This is a genomic window from Olsenella profusa DSM 13989, assembly GCF_030811115.1.
GTDB classification, from domain to species: Bacteria; Actinomycetota; Coriobacteriia; order Coriobacteriales; family Atopobiaceae; genus Olsenella_F; species Olsenella_F profusa.
Genome location: NZ_JAUSQK010000001.1, coordinates 21644 through 38140 on the forward strand (window position 1 = coordinate 21644; position 16497 = coordinate 38140).

The following is a 16497-nucleotide window of genomic DNA, read 5'->3' on the forward strand; positions in this document are numbered from 1 at the left end:
TCTGATATGGGGCTGGAGACCAATACACGGACTCCTGACAGCAGACTCGAGAAATCCGGCATCGACCCCGACAAGCTCGCCGAGTCCTCGGAAGCCCGGTGGGATGACGCCAAGACGGTCTCCTTCGGTGACAGTCCCGTCGAAGCAGACAAGGTTGCCGAGCCCTATCTGACAACGTACGAGGAGCGATTGAATCAATGCGCCAAGGAAGAACTATTCGAGAATCCCGACATGAGGGGCGAATCCATGGCGCGCCCAGACCTGACTACGGATACAGGACAAAAGGCAAAGGAGAGGCTTGCCGAATATGGGCAGGAGGGCATCTGGTATCGTGACGCGCTGCCGGACTTTGGTCCGGTCTCAGAGTGTACGGTCCAGATTGAAGATATGACCAGCAAGCGTGCAAAGAACTTCGACCAGGCAGACGACCTTTGCGCAAAAAAGTGGAGTGCTGAGAAGCGAGAGGAAAAAAGCGACTGGACCGATAAAGAGGTGGCGCAGTGGAGGAAGGACAACTCCTTCAGCTGGCATGAGTGTGCCGATATGAAGACAATGAATCTCGTCTCGCGAGACATCCATGAATACTTCAGTCATTCGGGCGGGGTGGCAGAATGCCAGAAGCGAGAAGGAATCGGCGGAAACGAGGAGTTCGATGAGTAGCATAACCAAGGAAATTTGGGGTAAAAAGCTCGAGCTCGAGATTTATCCCGAGGGTGGTAAAGCCCCTACGGACGAACAGTCGTTGGCTCTGGAGCGCATCTTGGCGGCATGGGATGCGATAGAGTGTGCCACCCCAGCACTAAGGGAGTATTGCGCCAAGAATGACGACGGCAAAGACGTGGACAACGTCTTCCGCTACGTCATGCCCCGCTACCTCTTCCTACCAAGGATGCAAGAGGAGCGCACGGTGGCGCTGATGTGCGACTGCCGATTCGAGCCAGAGCACGGCCTCGCGCTCGTCTTCGAAAACGAGAAGCTGAAAGAGATTGGCACGCAGGACATAATCTTGTAAGAAACATACTTGCGCTCAATCTGGACATCCTTATGAACCGACGTGCCAAAACAGCAGGATGAGTCTCGCCGTGAGTCTCACACGTGCATCGTAAAGCTTGCCAAACGTGCGCGCTCGATAGTGTCGGAAACGGCTGTTGATGCTTATTAAGAAGTGACACCAGAACTAATGAAAAGTGTGCTTGGCATGAAAAGACAGTGTCATCCCTTCGTGGCCATTTTACAATCGGTAGAGGCGTGCGGACATTTTTCCGTGCCTAGGCTGCCAGACCTAGGCTCCTTCTGTACTGCATCGGGCTCATCCAGCCCAGCTGCTCCTTCGGTCTTGCCTCGTTATAGTACCTGAGATAGGCATCGAGCATCTCGATGAACTCGCTGAGGCCCACGCCGCTCCAACCCCTGCCATGGAAGGACTCGTTCTCGGGCCTTCCGAAGAACCCCTCCATGGCGGAGTTGTCCGGGGAGCATCCCTTGGCCGACATGCTCCTGATGAGGCCGTTCCTCTCGCAGATCGCAATCCGCCCAGGCCATCCGTGGTGGCAGCCGCGGTCGCTGTGGATGACGGGATGCTCGTCCGGAGCCAGGCCTGCGCATGCCTTCTCGAGCATGGAATCGGAGGGCCCCTCGTCCGGAGCCGGCGGGATCGACCATGCGGGCAGGGCTCCGTCGAAGCAGTCGGGCACTGGGCTGAGATGGGCCTTGCCTGCGGGGATGGCGAACTCTGTGATGTCGGTGAGCCACAGGGAGTTCGGGAGGCCTGCGGCGAAGTCGCGCTTCGCCAGGTTCTCGGGGGCATCCGTGACTCTCCCTTGTAGGAGCCGTATGGCCTTCCTGCCCCCTTGCGCGTGACCTCCATGCCCTCCTCGCGCATGATGCGCCTCACGACCTTCTCGGAGACCACGATGGGCCCCTCGGGCCCCCCGGGCCCGTGGGTCACGTGGCGGTAGCCGCGCGGCCGGCTGGCGCCCTCGAGGGCATCCGCTGTCCTCGAGCGCGGCTCGGCATGCTTGTCAGGCCTGGCAAGAGCCGCACGCTGGTGTGAACTGCCTCCCATTTCTTGGACACAAGAAATGGGGGGTTCGTCTTTATGCCTGATGACTTGCGCTTAAAGCACGATGCCGGCTCCAGGAGGGGGCGGCAAGGCTGTTCGAGATGGGATACGGCTACGGCCCGGTCGCCTCCATGACGTCGCTTCCCCAGGAGGCTGTGAGAGAATGGCTCTACACGTTCCGCGCCGTCGGATTGGAGGGCCTGCTGAACATGGGGAGAACCCAGGCGAGATACAGCTGGGAGCTGAAGTGCGACGCGGCCAGGGCCGTGGCCGGGGGCGAGATGACCGTCGTCGAGGCGATGGAGGCCTACGGGGTCGCATCGCGCTCGCCCCTGAACAAGTGGTGCAAGCTGTACCGCGAGGGCGGCGCCGGCGCGCTCAGGCCCAGGCCCAAGGGGCGGCCGAGGGGCTCCGGGGGCAAGTCCGCGGGGCTGACGCGGGAGCAGGAGCTCGAGCGGCGGATCAAGAGGCTGGAGGCGGAGAACGCCTACCCAAAGAATCGATGGCCCTGAAGGCGGAGAAGCGCTCCCGGACCGCGAGAGGGCGGTCGTCGTGAGCGGGCCTTCAGGGCAGTGCCCGCTCTCCGACCTGCTCGAATGCGCCGGCCTCGCCAGGTCGAGCCACCACTGCGCGCTGGCGCACCCGAAGGGTCCCACGAGGCCCGAGCTCCGGGACGCCGCCGCGGAGATCTTCTCCCGCACCGCGAACGGCTGCGGCCACAGGCAGATAGCCATGTGCCTGCGCGCCGAGCGGGGCGCGGTCATCGCGGACAAGACGGTGCCCGAGACGATGCACGGGACGGGCATCAGATGCGGGATACGGCGCGAGACGGACCACCACAGGCACGACTCGTACAAGGGGGTCGTGGGCAGGACCTTCGAGAACGTGGTGGGGCGCGACTTCGAGGCCGACGGGCCCTGGGAGAAGATGGGGACCGACGTCACTGAGTCCGGGCGGCCGTGGGGAAAGGCCTACTTCGCGCCCGTCTACGACCTCGGCAGCAAGGAGATCGTCGCCTGGTCGACGTCGACGCACCCCAACATGGCGCAGCAGCATGAGCTGCTCGACCAGCTCATGTCCAAGAAGCCCGAGGGCGCCAGACCGATACTGCACTCGGACATGGGATGGCAGTACCAGCACGCGGAGTGGTGCGGCAGGCTGGAGGAGGCCGGCATCGTGCAGAGCATGTCCCGGAAGGGCAACTGCATCGACGACGGCGCGACGGAGCAGGTGTTCGGGCACCCGAGGGACGAGCTCTTCCGGAACCGGGTGTGGCCGAGCTTCGATGCGTTCAAGAGGGATCTCGACGCCTACATCATCCACTGGAACACGAGAAGGCGGCAGGTCAAACTGAGGGGACTGACCCCGGAGGAGTTCCGGAATCAGTCCCTGAATGCGGCTTAGTCTCTATTTGGCCGTCCGAGTTTTGGGACGCAGTTCAGTGCTCATAGGGGCCCTTCGATATCCTCGAGGAAGCGGTGAGGCCTTTCGAGGCGTGGCCGGTCGTCTGCCTCAGATGCTCCATGGCCGGGGTCTTCTCCCTGTTCGTCAGCGCATCGAGGCTTGCGGCTTTTAAAGCCTCCACCACCCCGCGCAGGATGTCGTCCTCGGGCCCGGGCTGCCTTATGCGCTCCTCGGGCGTCCCTTCGAAGCCCGACCAGGCACGCTCGCCCCCTTCGGGCACGGCCGGCTTGGCTGGCATGGAGGGCTCCTCCCCCTCGGCCGGTCCCGCCCGATTGTACACAGTGGCAGCATTGAGCACCCCGAGCGCCCTCGCCACGTCCTTCCCGTCCGTCCCGCCCTGCACGAGCCTGACGGCCTCCGCCCTCGTCTCGGGATCGTAGTGGCCGAAGGGACGGCCGGCGGTCCCCGCATGCGCGGCATCGCTCTCCCGGATCCAGGCATGCATGGTCTGCCTGGAGGGATGTCCGAGCTTGCGGATTGCGAGGGTTACCTTCCCACCGCATTCCTCGAGGACTTCGAGCGCTCTCTTCCTCTGCTCTGGCGTAAAGCTCATTGCGGACTCCTGACCGGACCGCATCGGGCCCAACTTTTTGTCCGCATGCCCTAGTGTCGATAAAAGTGGTGTAAGGGGCGATTCCACGCGGTCGTGGCCACCGCCCCAGAACCTTGGCGCTTCGCGTTATCCTATACCGCCTCCATGCCGTCCGCAAGCTCCAGGCTCGCGTCAATCGCCTGCCGGGCGAGCCTCGTGTGTGTTTCGTCAATACCTCGTTGCACAATAAAGCAAAAGAGCGTTTCACAGGTCAGCGTGAAAGTTTTGCACCGATGAGCATATGCCCAGTCTGCCCCGTCTCTTCCTAGCCCTCCCCGCGCATGAGCGCGTGTTTGACCCTATATGACTCCCTGTTGCAGGTGATGAGCCTCCCGTGGTGGACTATGCGGCCCATCATGGCCTCGGACATGTCGTCGTCGTTGAAGATCTCGCCCCACCCCGAGAACCCGATGCTGGTGGTAAGGATGACGGGTATTCGCTCGTAGCACATCGAGACGACCCGGAAGTGAGGCCTCGCCCCGTCGGGGTCGGTGGGAAGGCACCCCCACTCGTCCAGGATGATGAGGTCCGCCCTCCCGATCTTTGCGGGCATCTCCTGGATGGTTCCGTCTCGGTGGGCGCTCCTCAGCTCGTTTACCAGGGATGCAGTCGAGAAGAACAGGACCCTCTTGTTCTGGTCGCACGCAAGGATTCCCAGGGCTATCGCCGTGTGGGTCTTGCCCTTATGCAAAACTTCACATAGGGGCAAGACCCATCTCGCGGTTGTCCTCGGGGTGGAGGCTGTGAGGCACCGTAGGCTGACGTACTTCGTCGGCTGCCAGTATCTCGTCGAGGACCTCGAGCGCGCGGCAGACAAGGGCCAGCTGGAGCGCAGGATGCGCTTCTACTCCCATCTGTCGCTGCTGATACTGGACGAGCTGGGGTACCTGCAGATAGACAAGAGGGGCGCGGACCTCATCTTCCAGCTCGTCTCGAGGAGATACGAGAGGAGGTCGACGATCGTGACGACGAACGTTGGGATAGGCCTGTGGGGCGACGTCTTCAGCAACGCAGCCACCGCATCGGCCATTGCCGACAGGCTCTGCCATCATTGCCACCTCATACGCATCACCGGAAGGTCCTACAGGATCAAGGACCTGCCTGCAGGGAGCCTCTCGAAGGAAGGCGGAGGCACTGAATCCGGCTGATCCGGATGCCCCGGCTGGTGCAGACATATCGTCCAAATCGGTAAATCTGGGGTTGACTTTAACATGGCCGAGATTGCCCCCTACCTGCACTCCCATGCCGCCTCCATCGGCGTTGGGCATGCGCGCCGACGTCCGCTACGAGTCCGGCCTGACAGCCAACCGGAAGCTAGGCAGCCCACAATAAGTTAACGCCGTCCGTCCCAACAAGTGGGGTATCCCATTTTCCGCAGCTAGATAGCAAAGACAGTACTGGTTAGCTGCGGTTCTGTTGATGGGTGGCTGACTATCCTCTGTGTTGGAGCGTTAGCCTATTTGCCTTAGCTAAGACCTGTTTGGCCTGCTTGGTTGTGAGGAACTTGAGCTTGAGCTCCTCGAGGCCACAGGAGGCGGCCAGGGCGTCAGACTCGTCCGTCCTGTGGTCGAACACCCACCAGTTGGAATCGAAGTTCGTGGCTGACATGGCCTTGATCTCACGTCTTATGTGGGCCGCGGGGACACCCGTCTGGCACTGCAGGATCCGAAGGATCGTGAGGGCCACGAAGCACGTGAGGAAGTGGGCCTCTATATGGGCGTCCGTCCAGACGTAGACGGGCCTGGTCCTGAGCTCTGACTTGGTGAGTTTGAAGGACTCCTCTATCCGCCAGAGCTCCCGGTAGGCATCGAGTATCTTCTCGTCCTGCCAGTCTGTCTCGCTTGTGACGACGAGGTAGTAGCCGTCCAAGTCCTCTGCCTCCCTGATGGCATCCTCATCCAGGGAGAGCTTGCGGGCATCGGCAATAGTGCCCGTGTCCCTGTCGAAGGTGAGGCCCCTCACGTACTTTGCCGCCCCATGGGCCTCATGGGCGCTGAAGGCGGCGGGGCTTTTAATGAGCGTGCGTGCCCTCTCGATCACCTTGGCCCTGTCGTGGCGGGCACGCTCCTGGTACTTCCTTGACCAGAAGCCGACGTACTTCACGGGAATCCTTATGTCCTTGGGCTTTCCGCCCTTCGTATCCCCTGCCTTGATGTGGCAGGCCTTGAAGCCCTGCTTGCTCTTGATCTTGAAGTCGTCTCCCATGTGGCGGTAGCCCTGGTCGTCCGTGAGCCACCTCTTCAGGGCGGCGTCCGACTTGGTGCCGCGTGCCGACTGGGAGAAGACGAAGCCGTCCCCCCTGGCCACGGCCGCCGCTATGTTGTCCGACGAGTTGAGGCCCTTGTCGGCGACGGCTATGAGCCTGTCCATCCCGTAGTCGCGCTTGAGGTCGGAGAGCACGGGGATCATGGTCTGGGCGTCTGGGGTGTTGCCCGAAAACTTCCTGTAGCAGATGGGGATGCCCCTCTCGTCCTGCAGGAGCCCCATCTGCACGATCGGGCTCCTCCTGTTCTCCTTGGAGACCCCGCGCTTCCTCAGCTCGTCCTGGGCGTCGCTTTCGAAGTAGTAGTTGGTGACGTCGTAGTAGACGCAGGACATGTCCCTCATGCCCGCGGCCGCTATCCGCCTGTTCATGGAGGAGACGACCTTGTCCTTGGCCCTCGCGAGCTCGTCTAAGGCCCTGTAGAGATCATCGTCCGTGAAGTCGCTCTTGAAGAAGTACCTCTCCCTGTTCTGCCAGGCTGCGCGCTTGGACCCTGGCCCTAGGATCCGCTCTGTCACGAGCAGCCTCGTTACGCTGTTGAGGTCGTATGCCACGCTCCTGCCGCGCAGGTAGTTGCGCAGCACTTGCTCGATCCCCAGGGCGCTGTAGACGGCAAGCGCGATCGCGCACCCCAGGTTCTTCCTGTTGGTCCCCCTCCTGTCGATCTTCTCCAGGGGGTGGATCTCGAGGGGAAGAGCCTGCTCGCCCTCTTTCTTCTCGCGAGTCATCTCAAGGGCCTGGGCCCGTCCCCACTCGATGGGGTCTTGATGCTCCTCCTCGAGCTCGTCGATATAGCCCAAAGACCTCACTTGGCGCTGCTTGGTCTTCTTGCCGACCCGGTAGCTCTCACATACAGAGAGCTTCACCCGTCCGTTCCTCTGTGGGGTCCTCTTCAGAAACATCTTCCGCCCCTCCGCTCTCGAAGGCCACCCCATATATTAGCACATACAACACAATACAACGCGCATAACATTCTATAAACTTGACAAAAAAGTAAAGCCCATCCGGGCTGCTTGGAGTAGGTGTCCTGCGCTCTATTCAGGATTTGTTGCTGCGGAAGAGTGGAGGAGATACGAGAGGAGGTCGACGATCGTGACGACGAACGTTGGGATAGGCCTGTGGGGCGACGTCTTCAGCAACGCAGCCACCGCATCGGCCATTGCCGACAGGCTCTGCCATCATTGCCACCTCATACGCATCACCGGAAGGTCCTACAGGATCAAGGACCTGCCTGCAGGGAGCCTCTCGAAGGAAGGCGGAGGCACTGAATCCGGCTGATCCGGATGCCCCGGCTGGTGCAGACATATCGTCCAAATCGGTAAATCTGGGGTTGACTTTAACATGGCCGAGATTGCCCCCTACCTGCACTCCCATGCCGCCTCCATCGGCGTTGGGCATGCGCGCCGACGTCCGCTACGAGTCCGGCCTGACAGCCAACCGGAAGCTAGGCAGCCCACAATAAGTTAACGCCGTCCGTCCCAACAAGTGGGGTATTATCTACCGTAGTTCTTTATTTCCTCAGAATGGAATGTACTACCTGCATATTCAGTGTCTTCATTAGGCGAGGAGCCAGCTATGTAAAAGTCAATGGGTCAGATGATTTTTCCAGCACCTTGACAATTGGATATGGGACATGGTTTCCGGGCATGGCGAAGCGGGCGGCGCGAGCCGCCTGGGCCGACGGGGCAGGGCGTCTCGGCTGCGCCCGCCCGCTAGGCAACCGGGCAGACGTAGGGCTTGCCGTCCCTCAGCACGGCGAAGACGATGGCGCACAGCTCGCGCACCACAGCGCTGACGGCGACCTTGTGGCACTTGCCCTCGGACCGCTTCTTTATGTAGTAGTCGCGCAGGACGGGGTCGAACATCCTGGCCCGGTCGGCGGCGAGCCAGAGGTGCCACCTCAGGTAGGGCGAGCCGCGCTTCGAGAGGTGGGCCTTTGGGCCCTCGTACTCGCCGGACTCGAACACCGACGGGTCGCAGCCCGCGAAGGCGACGAGCCTCGAGGCGCTCTCGAAGCGCGACACGTCGCCCATCTCGCCGAGGGTTCCCGCGGCGCACACGGCGCCGATGCCGGGGATCGTGGTGATGGGCGAGCCATCGACCATGCGCGCCAGCTCCGCGTCGAGCTCGGCCATCTGGCCCCTCGTGAACTCGATCTGCACGAGCAGCTGGCGCAGCTGGAGCACGAGGGGGGGCGCTGTGCTGGCCGACCGACGATCTGGCCAGGGCCTTCAGGCGCTCGTCGCCGGCCCGGCCGAACCTGCCGCCGTACGCCCCGCGGATCGCCCTCTCGACGGAGTCGGCGCGCGCGGAGGCCACGTTGGCGGCCGAGCCCCACCTGCCCAGCACGGCCGACCCCGCCCTCCCGAAGTCATCGGCGAAAAACCCGTGGAACTCGGAGAAGACCACGTCGACGATCGCGTGGGCCCTGCGCTTCGAGTCGCCCACGATGTGCGACAGGGAGCCGCGGGACCTCGCCAGCGACCTCATGTCGTCGGTCTCGGGCTTCGCCCGGCGCCGCGCCGCGGGGTTCCCGGCCAGGAGCCACAGCGCGAGCGTCTCGGCGTCGACCGCGTCGCTCCTCGCCTTCCTCACGCCCGTCGCCTTGCGCCAGTTGGCGGTGAGCAGGGGGTTCACCTCGAAGACCTCGTAGCCGCGGGCCTCGAGGAACGCGATCAGGCCCCTCCCGTAGTGGCCGGTCGCCTCTAGGCAGACGGCCGATTCCGCGCACGTGGCGCCGGCCTCGGAGAGCGCGACGAGCAGGGACGCGAACCCCTCGCCGTCGTTGCGGAGCTCGTAGCCGAGCAGCCGCCGCTCGCCCCCCTCCGCGATGACCGCGGCCGAGTGCCTATTCTTGGCCAGGTCGATCCCTATGCAGCAACGCATCTTTGCCTCCTTCCGTCTCGGGGACACGTCGCCATGGCGGGGCTCCCCCCGTCCCGGCGGCGCGCAGCCTCTTGCGAAATGAAGCAACAAGGTGCTATCCAGCTGATTTGCGCAGCTCCGTCGGGCGGGGGCGCGATCCTCCTCGGAGAGGACTGGGCCTCAAGGCATGCATTACGCGATCCCCGCCGTCGGGAAATTATGTCCCATATCCAATTGCCGGCAATACGGGACGAAAGTCGCCGGGAGGCGACGATGATTAGGATAAGTGGTTACGATGGACATGATGCAGAACACCGACAACTCCCTTAAGGATCTCGTCTTCGAGGAGGTCGCCGAGGAGGACTTCTTCGCCGACTACACCGGCGGATGCTCCGGTAATCGCTCCGACTGCTGCACCAGGGTGTGCACGCGCGATGGCTACGTCGCCTCCGAGGAGGAGTGGGGCAAGTTCCTCGCCGTCGAGGGCGGCGTCATCCAGTACTAGCCTCCGAACGCCGTCGGTTTTGGCCGCAAGCCGCACCCGATTCTTGACGTGCGGCTTGCTTTCGATTGGCTCCCAGATGCAGATACCAGTAATGCAGATAGAGCTTGTGCAGCATGGCATCATAGACGTGAACGTCGACTCGCCCTACGTGTACGGGGTCGAGACGGCGAATCGAGTATTCACGTCGACGCTCGGGCGGATGAACACGGAGGTCGTTGGGCTCCTGTACCTAGACAGCACGCACAAGGTGATTGGCTACTCGACCATTGCCATGGGTGCTGTCGACAGGGTCACGTCCTCGGTCGCACAGATCATAAGAACCGCCCTGTTATCGAACGCCTCATACATCATCGTGGCCCACAACCACCCGAGCGGCGTCTGCGAGATTACCGAGCCCGACATCGCATTGACAAAGCGGATTGGCGCGGCGGCGCAGCTCATGGACATCAGCCTGATCGACTCCCTTGTCGTGTGCCCGAGCGGTGAGTTCGCGTCGATCCGTGAGAGCATGGGGAGGAAGCAATGACCATCGAGACCTCTGTCGTCTTCAAGGTCAGGGACTCGGTTGACCTGTTCCTGACCGACGGGACGTACCTAACCGCCTACTACATGAATTCGCGCAAGCGTCGCACCTTCCGCGTGAGCGAGGAGACGGTAGGATTGCTCGAGCGCATCGATGGTCGCCGACAGGCCGGAGAGTTGAAGCAACTCATGCGCGAGGAGCTCGGCGCAGACCCCGAGTCGACCGACAGTGCCCTCGAATCCCTGCACAGGAGCAGGATCCTCACCGAAGTCGGCCTCGCCTCACCCCTCGAGGGCGACGATGAGGAGCGATACGCGAGGCAGACCAACTACTTCGCTGAGTTCCTGGGAGACGAGGCAGATGGTCCGCTCGCCCAGCGAAGGCTGGCAGAGTCCCGCGTGTCGGTGTTCGGCTGCGGGGCAGTCGGTGGCGGCATCGCCATCGAGCTCGCCATGGCGGGCGTCAGGCACTTCACGCTGGTCGACTACGACGTCGTGGAACCGTCCGACGCAAGCCGGCACCTGTACTTCGACCTCACGGACGTCGGCAAGCCCAAGGTCGAGTCGCTGGCTAGGCGGCTCAGGGAAATAGACCCGAGAGTCTCCGTCGAGGAGGTCTTCTCCAGCGTGAGGCCCGAGGATGACATCGAGCCGATTATCTCCGGGTGCGACTTCGTCGTGAACACCATGGACGAGCCCTACATCGGCTACACCTCCGCGAAGGTCTCCCGGGTCTGCGTCAAGCACAACAAGGCCCACTACATCGCCGGGGGTTTCGACGCACACCTCGCGAGCACGGGCGAGCTCGTCATCCCCCACGTTACGCCATGCGTGGAGTGCTACGCGCGGTACTTCAAGGAGAGTCTGAAGGACTGGAAGCCCTCGCGGCACCCCGTCGAGGAGCGTGCCCTGGAGATCGGAGGGCTCTCCCCCATGTCCCTCTTCTCCGCGTCCTTCGCCTCCATCGAAATCGTGAAATACCTCACGGGAATCGTGGACATGAACAGCTCGTACAAGCCGCGAGGAGAGTGGCTCTTCAACAACATGAGCCTCAGCTACCTAGACGTGCCGAGGGACCCGGAGTGCCCCATCTGCGGGGAGGGGGTGCTGCTATGAACCCAAGACTGAGCCCAAGCGTCTCCGTAGTCCCACTCGGCAACGGCATCGTCGAGTTCTTCAAGACGAACACGAGGCAGCAGGTACGCTTGCAGACGCCCGACGACACGATCCTCCGCATCGTGAACGGCCTCGACGGCACCAAGGGCACCGACGAGATCGCAGCGAAGCATGGGACGACCACCCAGTCGGTGGCGAGGCTCCTCTCCCACCTGGAGCGCAACGGAATCCTCGACAACGTCGAACCAAGCAGCGACATCGACGCATACGAGGTCTTCAGGAGGCCCGTCTCCTTCTTGCAGGACTTCTCCACCTCACACGAGCACCTCGTACGAATGTGGGACGCCCTCAGGTCGGCAAGAGTCGTGGTGGTGGGTCTCGGCGCCGTAGGCTCGTGGGTCGCGTGCTGCCTCGTGCAGACTGGCGTCAGGAGACTCGTGCTCGCAGATCCGGACGTCGTGGAGCTCTCGAACCTTCACAGGCAGCTCGGATACCGGACGGGCGACGTGGGCCGCCCGAAGGTCGAGGCGCTCTCTGACGCGCTCGAGAGATACAGGCCCGACCTCGAGATAGAGAGGCTCCCCGTCGAACTCGGCGAAGGGTCGCTCGAGCAGATCGAGGGCGTCGTGGACCTTGTCATCAACTGCGCGGACAAGCCCACGGTCGATCAGACATCGAGGTGGGTTGGCGAATACTGCATGCCAAGGGCAATCCCCCACATCGTGGGAGGCGGCTACAACCTTCACCTCTCCCTCATCGGGCAGACCGTCATCCCCGGCAGAACCGCCTGCGTGAGGTGCTTCGAAAAGCAGCTCGAGAGGGACAACGAGATTGACCCCGCGAGGGTTAAGAAGCTCCAGGTCCCCAACCGGAAGGTCGGGAGCCTCGGGCCGCTCTGCGCCCTGAACGCCAGCATGGTGGCAATGGAGGCCGTGAAGGTGCTGACTGGGTGCGCGGAGCCCGCAAACGCGAACCGGCGGGGAGAGTTCGACATCACGACGATGGACGTGTCCTACACGGCCTACGAGAGGCTCGACGACTGCGATTGGTGTGGTGAGCATGGGAAGTATTCAGGTCAGGGGCGCTAGGGAGCACAACCTTAAGGGGATTGACGTAGACATCCCACTCGGGAAGCTCACCTGCGTCACCGGCGTCTCAGGCTGCGGGAAGTCCTCCCTCGTCCACGACACCCTGTACGCGGAGAGCCAGAGGATGTTCCTGGAGGGGCTCTCCGGCAACGACATGGGCCAGCAACTCATGAAGGCGCCGAACGTTGACTCGATCGACAACCTCAGGCCGTCCCTTAACGTCTCCCAGAGCTACTACAACTTCAACCCGAGGTCGACCGTCGGCACCGTCACCGAGGTCTCCCAGGGCTTGCGCTCGCTCTTCGCCCTGGTCGTGAGCCGGGAGACGGGGCTCCGGCTGGACGACGCCTTCTTCTCGAGGAACAACCCATCGAGCTGGTGTCCGGAATGCCAGGGCACCGGCGAGGGGTACGCCATCTCGCTCGCGAGGCTCGTTCCAGACCCGACGAAGAGGCTCTCCAGCGGAGCAATCCTGTACTACAAAGACGGCAAGTCGTCCCCCGAGCGCAAGACCCTCCTCGCCGTCTGCGAGAGGCTCGGCATAGACCCGGACGCTCGGTACTGCGACCTGAGCGAAGACCAGGTCGACGCACTCCTCAACCGGACCTCGCCGCTGGAACTCACCATCCGCTACAAGAATCCCAGAGGGGTTTACCGCCAGGGGAAGGTGACCTCAAGAGGCGTCCTCGTGGAGCTTGAGGAGAAGCTCAAGGACGTCGACACCCCATCCACGCTTGCCAGCATCTCGAAGTACCTCGACCGCGTGCCGTGCAGGACATGCGGGGGCTCCGGCCTCAAAGCCGAGGCGGCGACCCACAAAGTCTGCGGGATGACCATGGGCGACGCCGAGCAGGCAAGCGTCGACGAGCTGCTGGAGTGGGCCGGGGCCGTGCATGACGCCTACGCCGGCAGCCCCATCTCGAAGCCCGTCTGCACGCTCTGCGAGCGAATCTCGCGACGGCTGATGCGGCTCGCGGAACTCAAGGTCGGATACCTCAGCCTCTCCAGGAAGGTCCCCACGCTCTCAGGGGGCGAGTCCCAGAGGGTGAGAATCGCGAACCAGCTGTCGTGCTCACTCAACGGTCTCGTCTACATCCTCGACGAGCCTTGCCGGGGGCTGCACCCACGCGACGCAGAGTCCATCATCACGGCGGCTGGGGAGCTCGTGAAGAGGGACAACACCGTAGTGGCCATCGAGCACAACCCCAAGTTCATATCCAAGGCTGACTGGGAGATAAGGCTCGGTCCGCAGGGAGGGCCTAACGGCGGAAGCATCGTGAGCATGGGGGAGCCTCGGAAGCGACCGGGCATCAGTCCGTCCCACAGAAAGCCCGCGAGCGCACGAGACACCCTGGTGCTCGACCACCTCTCGCAGAACAATGTCCTGGACGCGAGCGTGCGCCTTCCCCTGGGGGTCGTGACAGCGATAACAGGAGTATCGGGCTCTGGCAAGAGCTCGCTCCTGGCGGCGATGCAGCAAGCGGTGGACTCGATGGTCTCCAACAAGTCTGTCCCCAAGTCAAAGGTCGACGGCGTTCACCTCGTCAACCAGAAGCCCATCGGCAAGACCCCAAGGTCGACCGTCGCATCGTACCTCGGGACGATGGACGAGATAAGGAAGTCCTTCGCCGAGACGGAAGACGCGAAGAGCCTTGGGCTCGGACCTTCTGCATTCAGCCTCAACGTCTCCGGGGGACGATGCGAGACCTGCCAAGGAACTGGACTCGAAAAGGTGTCGTACAGGTATCTCCCGGACACCTACATCGAGTGCCCTGAGTGCCATGGCCGGCGGTTCTCCGACGAGGTCCTCTCGGTAAGGGTCTGGGACATGACCGTCACAGATGTGCTGGACACGCCCATCGAGGAGCTCGTCGAGAGGATACCCAACGACAGCGCGGCTCACGAGATGCTCGACTGCGTAAAGAGAATCGGACTCGGGTACCTTACCCTCGGCCAGACCTCGCTGAGCCTGTCCGGCGGCGAGGCTCAGCGCATCAAGCTTGCCAAAGCGCTGGGCAAGGCAGGGGCCGGAAAGGGCATCTACTTCTTGGACGAGCCGACCTCGGGGCTCGAGCGAGACGACGCTCGCCTCCTCACGGAGGCTTTCCTCTCCCTCACTTCAAGCGGAGCAACGGTCGTGTTCACGGAACATGACCCTGCGTTCATCGAAGAGACAGCAGACCACGTCATCGACCTCGGGACCATTGCAGGACGTGACGGTGGAAGCATCGCATGCTCCGGATTGCCAACCGAGGTGTTCGCCGATCCCCAGTCATCTTGGGCTGGCGTGCCTGGCTGAATTCGAGTGATATCAAGGCGCGTCTACATAGGACAATCGACCGCGATAGGTATAAAGCCCTATTCTTCTCCATCGTTCGGCGGGATGACCCACATCCCCTCGCCGTCGTCCCAGACGTAGACCAGTGGGCAGAATCTCCCCCTTCATGTGCCATCCCGTCGGTAACGTACAATTTCTTGCGCACTTTGACAGCGACATAGCGTTCAGACAGGAAGGAGGACACGACCCGCCCCGGTATGATTTCTGATTGTCGGGAAAGGAAACATGCTGGAGGCAGACATGCCCGGGCCAGTCGTAGCATTGAACGAGGGCTTCCTGAAAGGTGACCTCAGGGAGCTGGTGAGAAGGACCGTCGAGGACACCCTTGACGGGCTGCTCGAGGAGGAGGCTGGCGACCTCGTCGGCGCGGGGCGCTATGAGCGTACCGCCGGCCGCGAGGCGTACCGAGCCGGCCACCACGACCGGAGGCTCGCCATGACCTCAGGTGAGGTCGCCCTGCACATGCCCAAGCTCAGGGGCATGCGGTTCGCCGCGGCGACCATCGAGCGCTACCGGCGCCGCGAGGCCTCGGTGTGTTTGATAGCCTCGAAGTTGTGGGGTTGGGGGTGGTACCGGAAGTCCGTACCAAACGGTGGCGCTCGGGGGGCAGGGTGTGCAGCGAGGAGGGGAAGGCCAGGGCGGCCAAGCCCTACGTCAAGTGCGGCCTCGAGGCCGCGGCGGCCATACGGGGGCTCGGGCGCCCCGGCCGTGTCCGGCTGGCCGGCTGGCACAGGGGGTGGCAAGGCGGCGGGGGCGGGTCTCGCGAGCATGGCCTCGGGCGCCACACGGCAGGGCAGGGGAAGGCCGCGGCCGGGCACTGCCTCGCCCACGGGAGGTGCGACGCCCTCACCAGGCGCGGGCTCGGGTGCCCCAAGCGCGCGCCGGAGCCCGCCGGGTGGATCGGCGGGCATGCGCCCGGCGAGAGAGGGGCTGCGGGGGCCGGGGCGTCCGACACGCAGGGGAAGGCCGCCGCGGCCGAGGCCCTGGCCCCTCGGGAAGCGTCGACCCAGGAAGTTGCTGATGGGGCAGGCCGTGCGAGGCCGGCGCCCTACAGGTGGGGGCGCGAGCCGCCTCGGGGGGAGGGGCCCGCGACGCCTGGGGGCGATGCCAGAAGGCCCGCGCGGCCGAGGGAGGGGCCGGCTGCGGCCCCGGCGGGCATCGGCGCCCCCGGGGCGGAAGAGGCCGGGCTCGAGAGGGGGATCGGCGAGCCCGGGCCCAGGCGCGGCATCATGGGGGGCGCCATAGGGATCCTGGGGGAAGGCCGGGGCGCCGACCCTCAAGACGAGCCCACGGACGGGGAGAGGGCGGCCCTCGTCGATGAGCCGCGCCCCGGACGGAGACCCTCGGGGCCTCTGCCGGCGCCCGGCATGGCCCGCCCGGGCCACCGGTGCCGGCAGGGGGCGCTCCATGCCCCCGACGGGGGCGAGGGGGCGCGCGGGCGGATCCGCGAGGCCCTCGACGCCAGCGGCGGCACCTATGGCAGGGGGCGCGTCCACGACGGGCCCGAGGGCGGGGGCACGGCCATGGCAGGGCACGGGATCGCCCGCACCATGGGCGAAGGGGACCTCGTGGCCAGAGGCACGGCCAAGCCGAGGAGGGGCCACGGCTCCCATAGAGGCGAGCTCTCGGGGCACCCCGGGTGTGTTTGATAGCCTCGGAGTTGCGGGTTGGGGCCGGTACCG

General features: G+C 63.7%; 17 protein-coding genes and 2 pseudogenes. 13 read left to right on the plus strand and 6 right to left on the minus strand.

Annotation, left to right across the window (positions count from 1 at the left end):
• Positions 1 to 6: 6 nt before the first annotated feature.
• Both J2S71_RS00065 and J2S71_RS00070 read left to right on the plus strand, forming a co-directional pair.
• Entirely contained in the window at positions 7 to 660 is a 654-nt protein-coding gene (locus J2S71_RS00065) for an HNH endonuclease (protein ID WP_307387950.1), read from the plus strand.
• Positions 653 to 1012: a DUF6985 domain-containing protein gene (locus J2S71_RS00070; protein WP_307387952.1), complete on the plus strand. Its 360-nt coding sequence runs from the start codon at positions 653 to 655 to the stop codon at positions 1010 to 1012. The genes J2S71_RS00065 and J2S71_RS00070 overlap by 8 nt, the downstream gene beginning before the upstream one ends.
• A gap of 256 nt (positions 1013 to 1268) precedes the next feature.
• Here the strand turns inward: J2S71_RS00070 and J2S71_RS12190 are convergent, their stop codons facing one another.
• Positions 1269 to 1835, minus strand: coding sequence for a DDE-type integrase/transposase/recombinase (locus J2S71_RS12190; protein ID WP_370873227.1), 567 nt, complete (start codon positions 1833 to 1835; stop codon positions 1269 to 1271).
• 382 nt (positions 1836 to 2217) lie between these two features.
• Here J2S71_RS12190 and J2S71_RS00080 point away from each other — a divergent pair, with 382 nt between their 5' ends.
• Positions 2218 to 2574, plus strand: coding sequence for a helix-turn-helix domain-containing protein (locus J2S71_RS00080; protein WP_307387955.1), 357 nt, complete (start codon positions 2218 to 2220; stop codon positions 2572 to 2574).
• Positions 2575 to 2614: 40 nt separating this feature from the next.
• Positions 2615 to 3466 carry an IS3 family transposase gene (locus J2S71_RS00085; protein WP_307387958.1) on the plus strand — a complete coding sequence of 284 codons (852 nt, stop codon included), beginning with the start codon at positions 2615 to 2617 and terminating at the stop codon, positions 3464 to 3466.
• 34 nt (positions 3467 to 3500) lie between these two features.
• Here J2S71_RS00085 and J2S71_RS00090 read toward each other — a convergent pair whose 3' ends face one another.
• Positions 3501 to 4079, minus strand: a complete 579-nt coding sequence (locus J2S71_RS00090) for a hypothetical protein (protein ID WP_307387960.1) — start codon at positions 4077 to 4079, stop codon at positions 3501 to 3503.
• Between the two features lie 304 nt (positions 4080 to 4383).
• The gene (locus J2S71_RS00095) at positions 4384 to 4809 is read right to left on the minus strand and encodes an ATP-binding protein (RefSeq protein WP_307387962.1); all 426 of its coding nucleotides are present in this window, start codon (positions 4807 to 4809) and stop codon (positions 4384 to 4386) included.
• Here J2S71_RS00095 and J2S71_RS00100 point away from each other — a divergent pair.
• On the plus strand, positions 4787 to 5266 hold the full coding sequence (locus J2S71_RS00100) for an ATP-binding protein (RefSeq protein ID WP_307387964.1): 480 nt from the start codon (positions 4787 to 4789) through the stop codon (positions 5264 to 5266). The two genes, J2S71_RS00095 and J2S71_RS00100, sit on opposite strands and share 23 nt — an antisense overlap.
• A gap of 283 nt (positions 5267 to 5549) precedes the next feature.
• Here J2S71_RS00100 and J2S71_RS00105 read toward each other — a convergent pair whose 3' ends face one another.
• On the minus strand, positions 5550 to 7283 hold the full coding sequence (locus J2S71_RS00105) for an IS1634 family transposase (protein ID WP_307387966.1): 1734 nt from the start codon (positions 7281 to 7283) through the stop codon (positions 5550 to 5552).
• 100 nt (positions 7284 to 7383) lie between these two features.
• Here J2S71_RS00105 and J2S71_RS00110 point away from each other — a divergent pair, with 100 nt between their 5' ends.
• Positions 7384 to 7659: an ATP-binding protein gene (locus J2S71_RS00110; RefSeq protein ID WP_307392351.1), complete on the plus strand. Its 276-nt coding sequence runs from the start codon at positions 7384 to 7386 to the stop codon at positions 7657 to 7659.
• A 434-nt stretch (positions 7660 to 8093) separates the two neighbouring features.
• Here J2S71_RS00110 and J2S71_RS00115 read toward each other — a convergent pair whose 3' ends face one another.
• Both J2S71_RS00115 and J2S71_RS12195 read right to left on the minus strand, forming a co-directional pair.
• Positions 8094 to 8567, minus strand: a complete 474-nt coding sequence (locus J2S71_RS00115; RefSeq protein WP_307387968.1) for a transposase — start codon at positions 8565 to 8567, stop codon at positions 8094 to 8096.
• Between the two features lie 274 nt (positions 8568 to 8841).
• Positions 8842 to 9267 (minus strand): annotated as a pseudogene (locus tag J2S71_RS12195) (IS110 family transposase); the annotation flags it as partial.
• A 274-nt stretch (positions 9268 to 9541) separates the two neighbouring features.
• On the opposite strand from J2S71_RS12195, the gene J2S71_RS00125 reads away from it, so the two are divergent.
• The 7 genes and pseudogenes from J2S71_RS00125 to J2S71_RS00150 all read left to right on the plus strand — a co-directional run bounded on the left by J2S71_RS00125 (position 9542) and on the right by J2S71_RS00150 (position 16464).
• A complete protein-coding gene (locus J2S71_RS00125) occupies positions 9542 to 9751 on the plus strand; it encodes a hypothetical protein (protein WP_307387971.1) in 210 nt (69 codons plus the stop codon).
• Positions 9752 to 9827: 76 nt separating this feature from the next.
• A complete protein-coding gene (locus J2S71_RS00130; protein ID WP_307387973.1) occupies positions 9828 to 10277 on the plus strand; it encodes a JAB domain-containing protein in 450 nt (149 codons plus the stop codon).
• Positions 10274 to 11389 carry a HesA/MoeB/ThiF family protein gene (locus J2S71_RS00135; protein WP_307387975.1) on the plus strand — a complete coding sequence of 372 codons (1116 nt, stop codon included), beginning with the start codon at positions 10274 to 10276 and terminating at the stop codon, positions 11387 to 11389. Before J2S71_RS00130 ends, J2S71_RS00135 begins: the two co-directional genes overlap by 4 nt.
• The gene (locus J2S71_RS00140) at positions 11386 to 12477 is read left to right on the plus strand and encodes a ThiF family adenylyltransferase (RefSeq protein WP_307387977.1); all 1092 of its coding nucleotides are present in this window, start codon (positions 11386 to 11388) and stop codon (positions 12475 to 12477) included. Before J2S71_RS00135 ends, J2S71_RS00140 begins: the two co-directional genes overlap by 4 nt.
• Entirely contained in the window at positions 12449 to 14776 is a 2328-nt protein-coding gene (locus J2S71_RS00145; protein ID WP_307387979.1) for an ATP-binding cassette domain-containing protein, read from the plus strand. The genes J2S71_RS00140 and J2S71_RS00145 overlap by 29 nt, the downstream gene beginning before the upstream one ends.
• Before the next feature lie 279 nt (positions 14777 to 15055).
• Positions 15056 to 15337, plus strand: a pseudogene (locus J2S71_RS12200) (transposase); the annotation flags it as partial.
• A gap of 89 nt (positions 15338 to 15426) precedes the next feature.
• Positions 15427 to 16464 (plus strand): hypothetical protein, encoded by a 1038-nt coding sequence (locus tag J2S71_RS00150; protein WP_307387980.1) that lies wholly within the window; start codon positions 15427 to 15429, stop codon positions 16462 to 16464.
• Positions 16465 to 16497: the final 33 nt, after the last annotated feature.